This is a genomic window from Candidatus Pantoea edessiphila (genome assembly GCF_002933355.1).
Classification (GTDB): Bacteria; Pseudomonadota; Gammaproteobacteria; order Enterobacterales; family Enterobacteriaceae; genus Pantoea_C; species Pantoea_C edessiphila.
In genome coordinates this window covers 35,470-50,877 of sequence record NZ_PDKU01000002.1, presented here as the reverse complement: position 1 = coordinate 50,877, position 15,408 = coordinate 35,470, and the positions used below count along the sequence as shown (strand labels likewise).

The 15,408-nt window shown below is 28.9% G+C and carries 12 protein-coding genes, 1 tRNA gene and 1 pseudogene; 3 read left to right on the top strand and 11 right to left on the bottom strand.

What is annotated here, in order from left to right:
- Positions 1-124 precede the first annotated feature (124 nt).
- The 3 genes from argF to CRV10_RS01920 all read left to right on the top strand — a co-directional run bounded on the left by argF (position 125) and on the right by CRV10_RS01920 (position 2,991).
- The gene (gene argF, locus CRV10_RS01930) at positions 125-1,132 is read left to right on the top strand and encodes an ornithine carbamoyltransferase (RefSeq protein ID WP_136130140.1); all 1,008 of its coding nucleotides are present in this window, start codon (positions 125-127) and stop codon (positions 1,130-1,132) included.
- 171 nt (positions 1,133-1,303) lie between these two features.
- A complete protein-coding gene (gene pyrB / locus CRV10_RS01925; protein ID WP_136130139.1) occupies positions 1,304-2,239 on the top strand; it encodes an aspartate carbamoyltransferase in 936 nt (311 codons plus the stop codon).
- Between the two features lie 365 nt (positions 2,240-2,604).
- Positions 2,605-2,991: a Rid family detoxifying hydrolase gene (locus CRV10_RS01920; protein WP_136130138.1), complete on the top strand. Its 387-nt coding sequence runs from the start codon at positions 2,605-2,607 to the stop codon at positions 2,989-2,991.
- Between the two features lie 54 nt (positions 2,992-3,045).
- Here CRV10_RS01920 and CRV10_RS01915 read toward each other — a convergent pair whose 3' ends face one another.
- From CRV10_RS01915 to secG, 11 genes and pseudogenes are all read right to left on the bottom strand, one after another.
- Positions 3,046-3,354, bottom strand: a complete 309-nt coding sequence (locus tag CRV10_RS01915) for a PNPOx family protein (protein ID WP_136130137.1) — start codon at positions 3,352-3,354, stop codon at positions 3,046-3,048.
- 344 nt (positions 3,355-3,698) lie between these two features.
- Positions 3,699-5,396 (bottom strand): annotated as a pseudogene (locus CRV10_RS01910) (DEAD/DEAH family ATP-dependent RNA helicase); the annotation flags it as partial.
- 515 nt (positions 5,397-5,911) lie between these two features.
- Positions 5,912-8,032: a polyribonucleotide nucleotidyltransferase gene (gene pnp, locus CRV10_RS01905; RefSeq protein ID WP_136130135.1), complete on the bottom strand. Its 2,121-nt coding sequence runs from the start codon at positions 8,030-8,032 to the stop codon at positions 5,912-5,914.
- Between the two features lie 255 nt (positions 8,033-8,287).
- Positions 8,288-8,557 carry a 30S ribosomal protein S15 gene (gene rpsO / locus CRV10_RS01900; RefSeq protein ID WP_136130134.1) on the bottom strand — a complete coding sequence of 90 codons (270 nt, stop codon included), beginning with the start codon at positions 8,555-8,557 and terminating at the stop codon, positions 8,288-8,290.
- 118 nt (positions 8,558-8,675) lie between these two features.
- Positions 8,676-9,605 carry a tRNA pseudouridine(55) synthase TruB gene (gene truB / locus CRV10_RS01895; protein WP_136130133.1) on the bottom strand — a complete coding sequence of 310 codons (930 nt, stop codon included), beginning with the start codon at positions 9,603-9,605 and terminating at the stop codon, positions 8,676-8,678.
- A gap of 48 nt (positions 9,606-9,653) precedes the next feature.
- A complete protein-coding gene (gene rbfA / locus CRV10_RS01890) occupies positions 9,654-10,013 on the bottom strand; it encodes a 30S ribosome-binding factor RbfA (RefSeq protein ID WP_136130132.1) in 360 nt (119 codons plus the stop codon).
- Between the two features lie 71 nt (positions 10,014-10,084).
- Entirely contained in the window at positions 10,085-12,709 is a 2,625-nt protein-coding gene (gene infB, locus CRV10_RS01885) for a translation initiation factor IF-2 (protein ID WP_136130131.1), read from the bottom strand.
- 14 nt (positions 12,710-12,723) lie between these two features.
- Positions 12,724-14,214: a transcription termination factor NusA gene (gene nusA, locus CRV10_RS01880; RefSeq protein WP_136130130.1), complete on the bottom strand. Its 1,491-nt coding sequence runs from the start codon at positions 14,212-14,214 to the stop codon at positions 12,724-12,726.
- A gap of 11 nt (positions 14,215-14,225) precedes the next feature.
- Positions 14,226-14,702: a ribosome maturation factor RimP gene (gene rimP, locus CRV10_RS01875; RefSeq protein ID WP_136130129.1), complete on the bottom strand. Its 477-nt coding sequence runs from the start codon at positions 14,700-14,702 to the stop codon at positions 14,226-14,228.
- A 245-nt stretch (positions 14,703-14,947) separates the two neighbouring features.
- Positions 14,948-15,034: transfer RNA gene (locus tag CRV10_RS01870), tRNA-Leu, on the bottom strand.
- 25 nt (positions 15,035-15,059) lie between these two features.
- The gene (gene secG, locus CRV10_RS01865) at positions 15,060-15,383 is read right to left on the bottom strand and encodes a preprotein translocase subunit SecG (RefSeq protein WP_136130128.1); all 324 of its coding nucleotides are present in this window, start codon (positions 15,381-15,383) and stop codon (positions 15,060-15,062) included.
- Positions 15,384-15,408 lie beyond the last annotated feature (25 nt).

The following is a 15,408-nucleotide window of genomic DNA, read 5'->3' as shown; positions in this document are numbered from 1 at the left end:
ACAATTTTTATAATAATTATAAAAGAATTTATATTAAGAAGCGATAATATTATTTTATTTAATTTTCAAATTAATACAATTGTTGCCACTATTGATATCATTTTATAATGCAATGGAGAATTGTATGTGTCAATTATATAAACGTCATTTTTTAAGATTACTGGATTTTTCTTCAAATGAGATAAATTATTTGATTAAAATGTCTTCTAAATTAAAAGAACATAAAAAAAATAAAAATGAAATAAAATATTTACAAGGAAAAAACATTGTATTAATCTTCGAAAAAAATTCTACTCGTACTAGATGTTCGTTTGAAGTAGCTGCTTATGATCAAGGTGCCCATGTGACTTATCTAAATCAAAAAACTACTCAACTTGGTTATAAAGAATCAATCAAAGATACAGCAAGAATACTAGGTAGGATATATGATGGAATTCAATATCGAGGATTTAATCAAGAATTAATAGAAGAAATAGCAAAATATGCTAGTGTTCCAGTTTGGAATGGTTTAACAACCGAATTTCATCCTACTCAATTAGTTGCTGATCTTCTAACTATGCAAGAGCATCTACCAGAAACAGCATTGAACGAAATAAAATTAGTATATGTAGGTGATGCAAAAAACAACATATGTAACAGTATAATAGAAGCGGCAGCTTTGTATGGGTTTAACTTAAAAATATTAACACATAAAAAATTTTGGCCACAAAATCAATTTGTTAAAGATTGTATTAAAATATCTCAACAAAACGGAGGCACAATAATTTTCACTGACAATCTTAAAGAAGGTGTAAAAAACGTAGATTTTATATATACTGATGTCTGGGTATCTATGGGAGAATCACAAGAAATTTGGGATGAACGCATTCATTTATTAAGACAATATCAAGTTAATAATCAAATGTTAGAATTAACCAACAACCCTAATATTAAATTTTTACATTGCTTGCCATCTTTACACGACAGAAATACTGTACTTGGTGCTGAATTATCAATAAAATATCATTTTCAAAATGGTATTGAAGTCAGTAATGATGTATTTGAATCAAAAAGTAGTATTGTGTTTGATCAAGCAGAAAACAGACTTCATACTATCAAAGCTATTATGGTAGCAACTCTTAATCAAACTTAACATCTTTATTATTTTTTAATTGTATGTAAGATATTTTGAAAATAAACAATAATAATTTATTAATTGATTTAATTAATATAAATGATAAATAAAAATTTTTATTATATTGTTTATTTCTGATCTAACGTTGTATTATATCCTAATGAAAAATAAAAGGAAGAAAAGAAATATATGTCCAATACATTGTACCATAAACATATTATTTCAATAAATGATTTTAGTTCTACTGAATTAATGCTTATGCTGCGTACTACAGAAATAATAAAAGCTAAACCAAGACCAGAATTATTAAAACATAGAGTAATAGCTAGTTGTTTTTTTGAAGCATCTACCCGTACTCGTCTGTCATTTGAAACAGCTATCCATCGCTTAGGTGCTTCAGTAGTTGGTTTTACTGATGTCAATACTACTTCTTTAGGAAAGAAAGGCGAATCTCTTATTGATACTATTTCAGTAATTAGTAAATATGTAGATGCTATTATAATGAGACATCCACAAGAGGGTGCTACAAGTTTAGCAGCAAAATTTTCTAATGGTATTCCAGTGTTAAATGCAGGTGATGGATCTAATCAGCATCCAACACAAACTATACTTGATTTATACACTATTTATGAAACACAAAATCGTGTGACCAATTTGAATGTAGCTATAATAGGTGATTTAAAATATGGACGAGCCGTACATTCACTTACTCAAGCTCTAGCTAAATTTAAGGGTAATCGTTTCTTTTTTATATCTCATCCTGATCTATCCATGCCTAATGAAATTATTAACATGCTTGATAAACAAAATATTTCTTGGTCGTATTATACTAATATTAATGAAATAATTGCTCACATAGATATCATTTATATGACTAGAATACAAAAAGAGCGTATTATAAATCCAGAATTATTCAATACTGACTCAAACTTAGTTTTGCAATTTAGTGATTTAGAAAATGCTCGTATGAACATGAAAATTCTTCATCCTTTACCACGTGTTGGAGAAATTGGGGTTGAAGTAGATAAAACCCCTCACGCCGGATATTTTCATCAAGCTAAAAATGGAATGTATACTCGACAAGCTTTATTAGCATTAATTTTACATGATCAACCTATAATTTAAATTATGAATAATATAAAGATATGAATACAATTAATCAACTACTACTGGTTCATATTCAATTATCAGCAATCAAAAGCAAAAGAAGTACTATTATAGATCATATTATATAACAGATGGGTATAAAATTATTTTCATTTCTTTAATTAAAGAATATAAAACAACATGTTACTGTTGGTTTAAATTTACCATCTGATTTTAATAGGTAATAAAAATTTAATAAAATTAACTTTGTATATACATAGTATTACAATGTGATTAACAATGTATAAAGCTAAATATTTATCTTTCTTTATTATGAAAGTGAATTTATATGTCAAGAGATAATATTAAATAAAGTCAATAATTAAATATATTTAGGAATAAAAATGTTTTACGAAATAAAAACAAAAAAAGCACCCATTCCTATTGGACCTTATGTTCAAGGTATAGATTTAGGTAATATAATTATTACTTCTGGCCAAATACCGATAGATCCAATTACAGGTATGATTCATAATCAAATATCTAAGCAAACACGCCAAACACTAGATAATGTAAAAGCAATTATTGAAACAGCAGGATTACAAGTAAAAAATATTGTTAAAACTACAATTTTCTTAAAAAATATCAATGATATTGATACAGTAAATTCAATTTATGAATTGTTTTTTATAGAAAATCAATCTAAATTTCCAGCACGTTCTTGTGTTGAAGTTTCTAAACTTCCAAAAGGAGCTTTAATTGAGATTGAAGCAATTGCTATGCGATTTTAAAAAATCAATAAGAATCCTTCTAATAACCTGATCATCTTGATTTTACTGGTTATTTTATTTTTTTCTGTACCAAATAATTTTATTTCCGAATTTAACTGTATTATCGGTCATTTTTATTTCATTTAAATTTATTGACCAAATAGACGAATCAAGCGTATGTAACATTGGAAAACGTTTATAATAATGACATAATGCTTTTTTTTCTTTATATCCTGTTAATATTGAAACGAAGCCTGTATATTGTATTCCCTTTATTAAAGATATATTTTTTGTACAATTATTAATTGTTCCAACTATGTGAGGATTATTTGACAAATATAAACCGTGTTTTGTATCCAAATTTGTCATAAATAAAAGAGACATATTGTTTTCTTTGAATACGTAAAAACAGTTAGCACACCATAAATTATTTTCATAAAAACAACATAATGACAATATGTGTTGTTGTTTTAAAAAATTTAAGATACAAGAGTAATTATACACATTCTTTTAGTCCATGAAATTTTTAAAATCAATTAGTACTTAAGTAAGTATTTTTATTTTATAATTAGGAAAAAGGAACTAACAGATGAAGTTCCTTTTTAATCATATTGAAAATTATTTTTTATAAAAAGCTAAAATATCGAATTTATTTATGATTTATTAAAAATGCTTCTGCGTTCTACAGTAAAATGCCTATGATTTCGATTAGAATTACGATTTATACTTCCTTTACTTAATTGTGAATCACCTATTAATTGCATATTTATTGGTTTATTCAAAATACGTGTTCTATTAAAGCATTGCATGACATTACATGTAATACTTTTTGATAATTCTATAGTTGAATGAGTATTAAATAATTTAACATTTCCAATACAGCGACTACTAATGGAACCCTCATTTGCAATAGCTCCTACGATATGACGAACTTCAACTCCATCATTACGTCCTACTTCAATACGGTATAGTAGCATTTCATTCATATTAATACTTAAATTATTATAATGATTTTTTTCTGTTTTAGTATTACGTATATTTTTTAATTCTCTTGCATGACGATTATCATTACGGTTATGTAATTTATTACGATTCACAGTACATGGTATATCCTTAGGTAGCACTAAAGGACGTTCTCCTTGAGCTATTTTTAGCAATACTGCTGCTAAAGTTTCCATATCTAAATTTTCTTCTGGATTCATTTTAGAGAGTAATCTACGGTATTGATCCAGATCGTTATTTTGAAGCTGTTTTTTTATTTTTTCTGTAAATTTAGCTAAACGACGTTGACCTAGTACTTCAGCATTAGGTAATTTAACTTCTGTTATGGTTTTATTTATACTTTTTTCGATATTACGTAATAAACGACGTTCACGATTCTCAACAAACAAAAGTGCACGACCTGCGCGACCTGCACGACCAGTTCTACCAATACGATGTACATAAGATTCCACATCTAATGGGATATCATAATTAATAACTAAACTAACACGTTCAACATCTAAACCACGTGCAGCAACGTCAGTTGCAATTAATATATCAATTCTAGAATCTTTAAGACGCTCTAATGTTTGTTCACGTAATGACTGGTTTATATCACTATTCAATGCAGCACTATTATATCCGTGTTTTTCTAAAATATTAGCTACTTCTACAGTAGCATTTTTAGTACGTACAAAAATAATTGCAGCATCAAAATCTTCAGTTTCTAAAAAACGAATCAGTGCATCAATTTTACGACCACATGCTGTCCAATAGCTTTGACTAATATCTGGTTGTGTTTTTATACTTGATTTTATACGTACTTCTTGAGGATTTTTCATAAAACGTTTAGTTATACGACGAATTTCATCTGGCATAGTTGCAGAAAATAGAGCAGTTTGACGATTTCCAGGAATACGTTCTATAATATTTTCTACATCTTCAATAAAACCCATACGTAACATCTCGTCTGCTTCATCTATAACTAATCCTTTTAATTTTGACAAATTTAACGTACCACGTTTTAAATGATCTAAAAGGCGTCCAGGAGTTCCAACAATTACTTGTGGTCCTTGACGCAATGCACGTAACTGTATATCGTAACGTTGACCACCATAAATAGCAACTATATTTATTCCTCGAATGTATTGAGAGAATTTTGTAATAGCCTCGGCAACTTGAATTGCTAGTTCTCTGGTTATAGCTAAAACTAAAATTTGTGGCATTTTTATATTATGATTAATGTTGTTTAATAAAGGCAAAGCAAAAGCTGCAGTCTTACCACTCCCTGTTTGAGCCATTCCCAATACGTCATGACCAGATAGTAAATAGGGAATGCAACCAATTTGAATTGGAGAAGGCTTTTTATAGCCCATGTTTTTTAACGATTTAAGTATTTCAGATTTTAAACCAAAATCATTAAAAGTTATTTTAATATCGGTCATGCAATGTATTTTCCTCTAAGTAATTAAGAAGCTAGTTTAAATTAAAATGATTTTTTTGTAATATGTAATATTTTTATTAACGATATAGATTGGATTAAAAGAAAAGTACTAACACAAAGAAAAATACATCATCATATCATTTTATGATCATGGTTTTTAAATACATTAATTAAATACATTAAATTGTATTATATTAATAAATATTTGCAAGACAATTGTAGTTTTAAAAAATAAGATTTTAATATTTATTAAACTAAAATATACTAATACTAACTAAAATCTAAAAAATTGTTTTATATCTATATGTTATTATAATTAATAAAGATAATTTTCATTTTATATTTCTATAATTTAATAATCTTAAATATTTATGGTTTAATTTAATACTCAACTAATTTTATTAAACCAATAGATCTATATTATAATATCTGAAAAGTTATATTGTATATAAAATATTTCATTTTTTTACTTAATATTATTTAAAATAATGATATTAAATATATTTAATGCAATAATTATTTATTTGATACAATTTTTTCTATATTTAAATCAGATTTTATAGCATCTTTAATGCTTAATCTAATACGTCCATGACGATCAATTTCTATAACCTTAACTAATACTTCCTGACCATTTTTTAAATAGTCAGATACTTTATCAATACGTTTGTGAACTATTTGAGATATATGCACTAAACCTTCCTTATTGCTATTAATATTAACAAAAGCACCAAAATCAACAATACGAGTTATTCTACCAACATAAGTACGGCCTACTTCTACATCTGAAGTAATTTCTTTAATTCTTTGAATTGCTGCCTCAGCTTTTGAGTTATCAGTAGCTGCAATTTTTATAGTACCGTCATCTTTTAGTTCAATATTAGTACATGTTTCCTCTGTAAGGGTACGAATTACTGAACCTCCTTTACCAATTATGTCCTTAATTTTTGCTGGACTTACGTAAATAGTGTAAATACGTGGTGCAAACTCAGAAATTTCATTCCTAGGTGTACTTATAGCTTGCTCCATTGCTTTTAAAATATGTAATCTAGCTTCTTTAGCTTGATTTAAAGCAATTTGCATTATTTCACGAGTAATCCCTTCTATCTTAATATCCATTTGTAATGCAGTAATACCTTCACAACTACCTGCTACTTTAAAATCCATATCTCCGAGATGATCTTCATCACCTAAAATATCAGACAGAATAACAAAACTTTTGTTATCTTTTACTAAACCCATTGCAATACCTGCAACAGCAGACTTAATTGGTACTCCAGCGTCCATAAGCGCTAAAGATGCTCCACATACAGAAGCCATAGAAGATGAACCGTTAGATTCAGTAATTTCAGCCACTAAACGAATAGTATAGGGGAAATCTTCTTCACTAGGCATAACAGCTAATATTCCACGTTTTGCTAATCTTCCATGGCCTATTTCACGACGTTTAGGTGAACCAACAAGTCCTATTTCTCCTACAGAATATGGAGGAAAATTATAATGAAATAAAAAATTATCAGTACGTTCTCCCATTAATTCATCTAAGTTTTGAGCATCTCTTGTAGTACCTAAAGTTGTAGTAACTAAAGCTTGCGTTTCTCCACGAGTAAACAAAGCTGAACCATGAGTACGAGGCAATATACCAGTTCGAATATCCAAACTACGAATCATATCTTTTTTACGGCCGTCAATTCGTAGTTCACCTTTTATTATACGATTTCTTACTATATTTTTTTCTATAGAATGTAGTACTTTATGAATTTGAATATCTGATATATTTTCATCTTCAGTTTGTATTGTAGTGATAACGTTATTTTTTATCAAATTAATTTCTTCATGACGTTTTTGTTTTTCAGTTATATAATAAGCATTACTTAATCTGTTTTTAGATAATTTTTCAATACGTGATGTCAATGTATCATCAGTTATCTCTGGCTCCCAATCCCAAGAAGACTTACCTGTCTCTTTTACTAATTCATTGATATTATCTATTATAACTTGTTGTTGATTATGACCAAAAATTATACCACTCAACATTTGTTCTTCAGTTAAAATTTTCGCTTCAGATTCAACCATAAGAACAGCATTTTTACTACTAGCTACTATTAAATCTAAACGAGATTCTTTAAGCTCGTTGACAGTAGGATTCAATACATATTGATCATTAATATAACCAACACGAGCAGCACCTATAGGACCATTAAATGGTAAACCTGACAAAGATAGAGCTGTTGAAGCTCCAATCATAGCAACCACATCTGGATGTATTTGAGGATTTACGGAAAGTACAGTAGCTATTAATTGAACTTCGTCATTAAAATTTTCTGGGAAAAGAGGTCTAATAGGACGATCAATTAAACGAGCTGTTAAAATCTCGCTTTCACTCGGTCTTCCTTCACGACGAAAGAAACCTCCTGGAATACGACCAGCTGCATAGCTACGCTCTTGATAGGTTATATTAAGGGAGAAAAAATCTTGTTCAGATTTAATTTTTTTTTGACCTACAACTGTTACAAATACTGTAGTGTCATCCATATTTACCATGACGGCTGAAGTAGCTTGTCTTGCTATCATACCAGTTTCTAAAGTGATGGTATGTTGACCGTATTGGAATTTTCGTGAGATCGGATTAAACAAAATCAAATTCCTCAGCTTTGAGGGCAACGCTATTTTTTCAGCCTGCCATTGATTACGGATCTTTAATTATATATTGAAATAAAAACAAACAATATAAAACATTGTTATATAAATAAAGACCATATTAAGTAACAAAAAATAATTTGTATTAAATTGTTACTAATTAGTTTAGTAATATAAAATATTACTATTTAATTATATAGAATTATTCAAAACTTATTCATATAATTACCGGTAAAAATTATTGCTTATAATTTAACGACGTATATTAAGATTATCAATTAAATTAGTATATCTTATAATATCTTTATGTTTCAAATAGTCTAATAGTTTACGACGTTGAGAAACTATACGTAATAACCCCATACGACTATGATAATCTTTTTTATGTTGAGAAAAATGTTCTTGAAGATGATTTATACGAAAAGTTAATAAAGCTATTTGTACTTCAGATCTACCATTATCATTAGTATTTTTGCCATAATTGGCAATAATTTCTTTTTTAAGCTCTAGATTAACGAACATAATTGACTCCATTGAATATCAATTTATTATAACCGATATTTATTTAGATATATATTTTATTATTGTTACTCATTCAGTAAATATGTATAAGTGATTATTAAAATTTAGTTGATTGATCTCAACAAATATTTAATAAACGATGTGGAGCTATAAAACCGTTATTAATAATTTTTGCGATACCAACAAATTTACAAAAATCACCTTCTGTTATTCGTAAAAATCCTTTTGGTAAAACTTCATCAACAGATATTAATTTTCCCTGTTTCAATTTATTAACGTTACAAGGAAGCAAATTTAACGTAGGTAAATGGGATAACTGACTATCAATTGGTAAAATTAAACGATCAACCAGATCTTTTAGAGACATACCAGTTTTAACAAAAACAGAAAACAATTTATTTAATTGTTCAAAAGTGAACATTTTATTTAAATTACAGTTTGCAACTTGTAAACGACGTAATTTTATTACGTGAGCACTACAACCTAATTTTTCTCCTATATCATCAATAAGAGTACGAATATAGGTACCTTTAGAACAATTAACCTCTAATTCTAATTCATCGTCGATCCATTTAATAAAATTTAATTCATAAATAGTAATTAAACGCTCTTTTCTTTTAATTATTATACCCTTGCGAGCATATTTGTATAGAGGAATACCTTTATATTTTAATGCTGAAAACATAGGTGGCAATTGCGAAATAATACCTTCAAAACTTTTCAATACATTATGTAAATCTTTTATATTAAAATCAATAGGACTTTCTTTTAATATATTACCACATTTATCTAATGTATCAGTTTTTTTACCCAATCTAGCTAATACCAAATAACGTTTGTTGGCATTTGATAAATATTGCGAAAATTTAGTAGCTTCTCCAAAACAAATAGGTAACATTCCCGTTGCTAGAGGATCTAAAGTACCAGTATATCCTGCTTTATTAATGCCAAAAATATGCTTTACCTCTTTCAATGCATTATTAGATGTAATACCACTTGGTTTATCCAATAATAAAATACCATTTGTAATGAAAGAACTAAAATACATTAAAATTCCTTATTCAGGTAATCCATTAAATTTTTGATGATTATTTTATTATTTATTTATCTTGATAAGATTGCAAATATATTTACCTTTTTCAAGAGAATTATCATAAAAAAAAGACAAATTAGGTATAACACGTAATTTCATATTTTTACTCAATAAAATTCGTATATAATTACAAGATTCTTTTAGTGCTTGTAGTCCGTTTTTTATGATATGTTTATCTTCATTTTGTTCTTTGAAAAAAGTAACAAATATTTTTGCATATGATAAATCACGAGATACTTCAACACCAGATACGGTAATCATCATTTTTAAACGAGGATCATTAATTTTATATTGTAATATCATTGTAATTTCTTTTTGAATCTCTTGCGAGACACGAAGTGAACGATCAAATTCTCTTCCCATTGTTTTTCACCCACTTACTGCTAATTCGATAGGCTCTTACTGTATTTACCTATCGAATTTTATGAAGTATATTAATTAACTGTACGTTTTATTTTTATAGTTTCAAACACTTCAATTATATCACCAACGTGTATATCTTTGTAATTTTTTACTCCTATACCACATTCCGTACCATTACGTACTTCATTAACATCTTCTTTAAAACGTCTTAAAGATTCAAGTTCACCTTCGTAAATTACTACATTATCACGTAAAATTCTAATAGGATTATTGCGCTTTATATTACCTTCTAATACCATACAACCTGCAATAGAACCAAATCTTATTGATTTAAATAAATTACGAACAATAGCTAATCCGATGATCTGTTGTTTATACTCAGGTGTTAACATGCCACTCATTGCTGCTTTGACTTCATCAATTAAATTATATATTACAGAGTAATAACGAACATTTAAAGCTGCATTATCAATGATATATCTAGCTGATGCATCTGCTCGAACGTTAAATCCTATTATAATTGCATTAGATGCAGATGCTAAAGTAGCATCAGTTTCGGTTATACCACCTACACCAGAATATATAATATTTACTTTTATTTCTTTAGTAGATAGTTTAATTATTGCATCACAAATCGCTTCTACAGAACCTTGCACATCTGCTTTTAAAACAATATTTAATTCAGATATTTCGTTTTTTTCTATACTAGAAAACACATTTTCTAATTTAAATTTCTGTTGACGTGCCAATTTTATTTCTCTAAACTTACCTTGACGATAAAGAGCAACTTCACGAGCCTTTCTTTCATCTCGCACAACAGTCATTTCATCACCTGCAGCTGGTACGCCAGATAAGCCTAGAATTTCAACAGGAATTGATGGTTTTACTCTTATTATTTTACAACCATGTTCATCACGCATTGCACGAACACGACCGTACTCAAAACCACAAAGAATAATATCATTAATGTTAAGTTGTCCTTCTCTTACTAAGATAGTAGCTACTGGACCTCTACCTTTATCTAAAAATGATTCTATGACTACTCCTCTTGCCATACCTTGATAAACAGCTTTTAATTCTAGTAATTCTGCTTGCAGTGAAATTGCATTTAGTAAATCATTAATACCAATTCCATTTTTTGCAGAAACATTAACAAATATATTGTCTCCACCCCATTCTTCTGGAATAATGTTGTATTTAGTTAATTCATTTTTAATGCGTTCTGGATCATTTTCTTGTTTATCAATTTTATTGATAGCTACTATAACAGGTACATTAGCTGCTTTTGCATGTTGTATAGCCTCAACAGTTTGTGGCATTACTCCATCATCTACAGCAACAACTAAAACTACGATATCGGTTATTTGTGCTCCACGTGCACGCATTGATGTAAATGCTGCATGTCCTGGAGTGTCTAGAAAAGTTATCATCCCATTTTTCGTTTCAACATGATAAGCACCAATATGTTGGGTAATACCGCCAGCTTCACAAGGAGCTATTTTAGTAGAACGAATATAATCAAGCAAAGAAGTTTTACCATGATCTACATGACCCATAATAGTGACGATTGGTGCACGATTTTCCTGTACAGCGTTAATATTACGATCTTTTATTAATGATTCTTCCAATTCATTTTCATTACGTAATATCACTTTATGTCCCATTTCTTCAGCAACAAGTTGAGCTGTTTCTTGATCAAGAACCTGATTAATTGTTGCCATAGCTCCCATTTTTATCATTGCTTTAATTACTGATGAACCTTTAACAGCCATTTTATTAGCTAATTCAGAAACAGTAATAGTTTCTCCAATGACTACATTACGGCTTACTGCTTGACTTGGTTTATTAAAACTTTGTTGTAGTATATTTTGTTTATTACGATTTTTATTACTTTTATTGATTCTAATAAAACCTCGTAATTCTTCAAGATCACTTTTTGGTTCAGTACGTTTATTGCTTTTTTTTATTGAACGCAATATTTTATTATTACGCATATACTTACGGCTAGATTCAATTTGACGATCGTTTTCATCTTCAGAGCGATGGGTATATTTATTATCATTTAGATTATGATCATTTTCTTCCTTATTCTTCCAATCTTCAGCTTTTTTTTCAGCCGAAAGATGAACTTTTTCTATTGCAATACGTGTTTCTCTTGCGATTCTACGGTGTGTTGTTTCTTCAGTTTTACGTTTTAGCTCAGCTTTTTCAACTTCTAGAAGTTTTTTGTTGTTTTGTAGAGTTTTAATCATTGATTCAGTAGCTTTATGATTTTTTACTTTATTTTTATTATCTGTTAAGCTCTTATTTCTTTCTGATTTTTTTGATGTAGTTACATTTTCTGATAATAGTTTGTCTTGTACTTTTTGGTTTTTTTCTACATTAAATTTTGCTATTTCTGTAATATCTTTAGTATAAGTACGTCTTTTACGAACCTCAATTTTTACTGATTTATGTTTTCCTCCAACACTTGAAATATTTAGAGTACTTCTTATCTTACGTTGTAAAATCAATTTATCAGAATGATTCTTAGTCCCATGTTCATGATTTAAATAAGATAATAAAATTTCTTTTTCATTCTGAGTTACTTTATCATGTTCAGATTTAAAGATTCCTGCATTAGCAAATTGTTGAATTAACCGATCTACTGAAATCTGAATTTCTGAGGCCAGCGATTGTACGGTTACATCTATCATTATATTCCTTCCCGTTATTCCGCTTTATTACCAAACCAACATATATTACGTGCAGCCATAATCAACGTACCAGCCTGTGTTTTAGTAAGCTCTTCAATGTCAACTAGATCTTCAATACTTTGCTCAGCTAATTTTTCTAATGTTGAAATACCTTTTAATGCTAATCGAAAAGCCAAAGCACGACTTAACCCTTTTAAATTCAATAAATCTTTATCAGGTCTATTAGTACCTATAGTCTCTTCTTTAGCTAATGCTAAAGTAGTTAATACATTTTTAGCTTGTTTGCGTAATTTTTTAATAACATCTTCGTTTAAACCACCAATTTCTAATAATTCACTGATTGGTACGTATGCTAGTTCTTCTAAAGAAGAAAAGCCTTTCTCAACTAAAATTGTAGCAAAATCTTGACTTACATTAAGATGTTTAGTAAACATATTGATTGCTATATGAGCTTCAGCCTGATGTTTTGCTTGTAAATCTTCAATAGTCATTACATTTAATTCCCAACCACTAAGTTGTGAAGCTAATCTTACATTCTGTCCGTTACGACCGATTGCTTGAGCAAGATTACTTGCTTCAACAGCAATATCCATAGTATGATTATCTTCGTCAACTATAATTGATGTCACATCAGCTGGTGCCATTGCGTTAATAACAAATTGTGCTGGATTATCATCCCACAGTACTATGTCAATTCGTTCTCCACCTAATTCATTAGAGACAGCTTGAACACGTGAACCACGCATACCTACACAGGCACCTATGGGATCGATGCGTTTATCGTTGGTTTTAACTGCAATCTTAGCACGAGAACCAGGATCACGAGTAGCTGCTTTGATTTCAATAATGTCTTCATTTATTTCTGGTACTTCAATACGAAATAATTCAATTAGCATCTCAGGTTTAGAACGAGTAATAAAAAATTGTGCACCTCTTGCTTCAGGACGTATAGAATACAACACTCCACGAATTCTATCTCCTGGTCTAAAGTTTTCACGAGGTAAAATATCTTCGCGTAATATTATAGCTTCTGCATTATTACCTAAATCTAAGGAAATGCTATCACGATTAATTTTTTTTACTACACATTTAACCATTTCACCTTTTTGTTTACGAAATTTATCAATTAACATAGCACGTTCAGCTTCACGTACTTTTTGTACAATAACTTGTTTAGCAGTTTGAGTAGTTATTCGGTCAAAAGTTACTGATTCTATTTGATCTTCAATATATTCACCTACATTAAACTCTTTATTTTCAAATCTAGCTGCTTCAAGTGTAATTTCACGTGTTGGTTGTATCACCTCTTCTACTATTTCCCATCTACGAAAGGTATCAAAATCACCACTTTTACGATTAATACTTACGCGTACATCTATTTCTTGTTCGTACTTTTTTTTAGTTGCAGTAGCTAAGGCTCGTTCTAACGCCTCAAAGATCTTTTCACGTGGCAAAGCTTTTTCGTTAGAAACGGCTTCTACAACAGCTAATATCTCTTTGTTCATTTTGATTTTTCTCAATCCGGATTCTGGAAGCAGGGAACTAATTTTGCTTTTTTAATATTATTTAAAGCAAATACTTTATCGTATCCCTCAACATTTACCGTAATCATATCTCCTTTAACAGATTTAATAATTCCCTTCCACTTGCGGCGGTTTTGAGTGGCTACATATAATAATAAACGTACTTCTTTGCCTAAAGATTTCAGATAATGTTTTGAAGTAAATAGAGGACGATCTAATCCTGGTGATGAAACTTCAAGATTATATGGTGTGATAATCAAGTCTTCTATGTCCATCATTTTACTTATTTGGTAACTAACATTTGCACAGTCATCTATAGTAATGCCCTTATTGATATAATTTTTACTATCAATATAAATACGGAGAGTTGATACACGATTTTTAATAAAATAAATGCCTATTAATTGGTATCCAAGCTTCTCTATTTTTGTTGATATTAATTTTATTAAATTTCTTTGTAATTTGGACAAAAACTATTCTCCGTTTAGAACATAAACAATAAAAAACTTTTGCTTAACTGATAACAAAAAACCCCGTCAAAATCGGGGATTTTTGTTATCAGTTAAGCAAATAATTAATATTCCCAAATAACCCCTCCCTAGATAATTAAAACAATAGATTAAATCTAAGGAAAATATTTTATAAAAATATCTTAGAGCATGCATTTCTAGCATTTGTTACTAATCATGTCAATACACTATAGACAATAGACAAATGGTACCGAGGACGGGATTTGAACCCGTAAACCAAAAAAGGCACTACCACCTCAAAGTAGCGTGTCTACCAGTTCCACCACCTCGGTATTTTATCAACTAATTTTACATATATTAATTATGCTTATTAAGCTTTTTAGAAGAAAAATTTACTTTCTGTGTCTTTGTAGGTACAGAAAGATTTTCCCATGCAGTTCTATTAGAAATATTATTATTATTCCAGTTACTTAAAATCAAATTAATCAAAAAAAATAAAATAGCTAAAATAACAATAGTTCTATTTAAGATACAATCAGAACTGATTGTGTTAAATAACACACCTGATGTATTTGAATTAAAAGAATTTTCTATACCAGCACCTTTACTTTGTTGAAACATGACTAAAACTATAAAAGTAATAGACACGGTAAAAAATGTTATCAAAATAGCTAAATACATAATTAGCTTACACCTGTAAAATCAT

Coding starts and splice junctions, on each gene's coding strand:
- argF (WP_136130140.1), top strand. CDS start 125: ATGTGTCAATTATATAAACGTCATTTTTTAAGATTACTGGATTTTTCT.
- pyrB (WP_136130139.1), top strand. CDS start 1,304: ATGTCCAATACATTGTACCATAAACATATTATTTCAATAAATGATTTT.
- CRV10_RS01920 (WP_136130138.1), top strand. CDS start 2,605: ATGTTTTACGAAATAAAAACAAAAAAAGCACCCATTCCTATTGGACCT.
- CRV10_RS01915 (WP_136130137.1), bottom strand. CDS start 3,354: ATGTCTCTTTTATTTATGACAAATTTGGATACAAAACACGGTTTATAT.
- rpsO (WP_136130134.1), bottom strand. CDS start 8,557: ATGTTCGTTAATCTAGAGCTTAAAAAAGAAATTATTGCCAATTATGGC.
- truB (WP_136130133.1), bottom strand. CDS start 9,605: ATGTATTTTAGTTCTTTCATTACAAATGGTATTTTATTATTGGATAAA.
- rbfA (WP_136130132.1), bottom strand. CDS start 10,013: ATGGGAAGAGAATTTGATCGTTCACTTCGTGTCTCGCAAGAGATTCAA.
- infB (WP_136130131.1), bottom strand. CDS start 12,709: ATGATAGATGTAACCGTACAATCGCTGGCCTCAGAAATTCAGATTTCA.
- nusA (WP_136130130.1), bottom strand. CDS start 14,214: ATGAACAAAGAGATATTAGCTGTTGTAGAAGCCGTTTCTAACGAAAAA.
- secG (WP_136130128.1), bottom strand. CDS start 15,383: ATGTATTTAGCTATTTTGATAACATTTTTTACCGTGTCTATTACTTTT.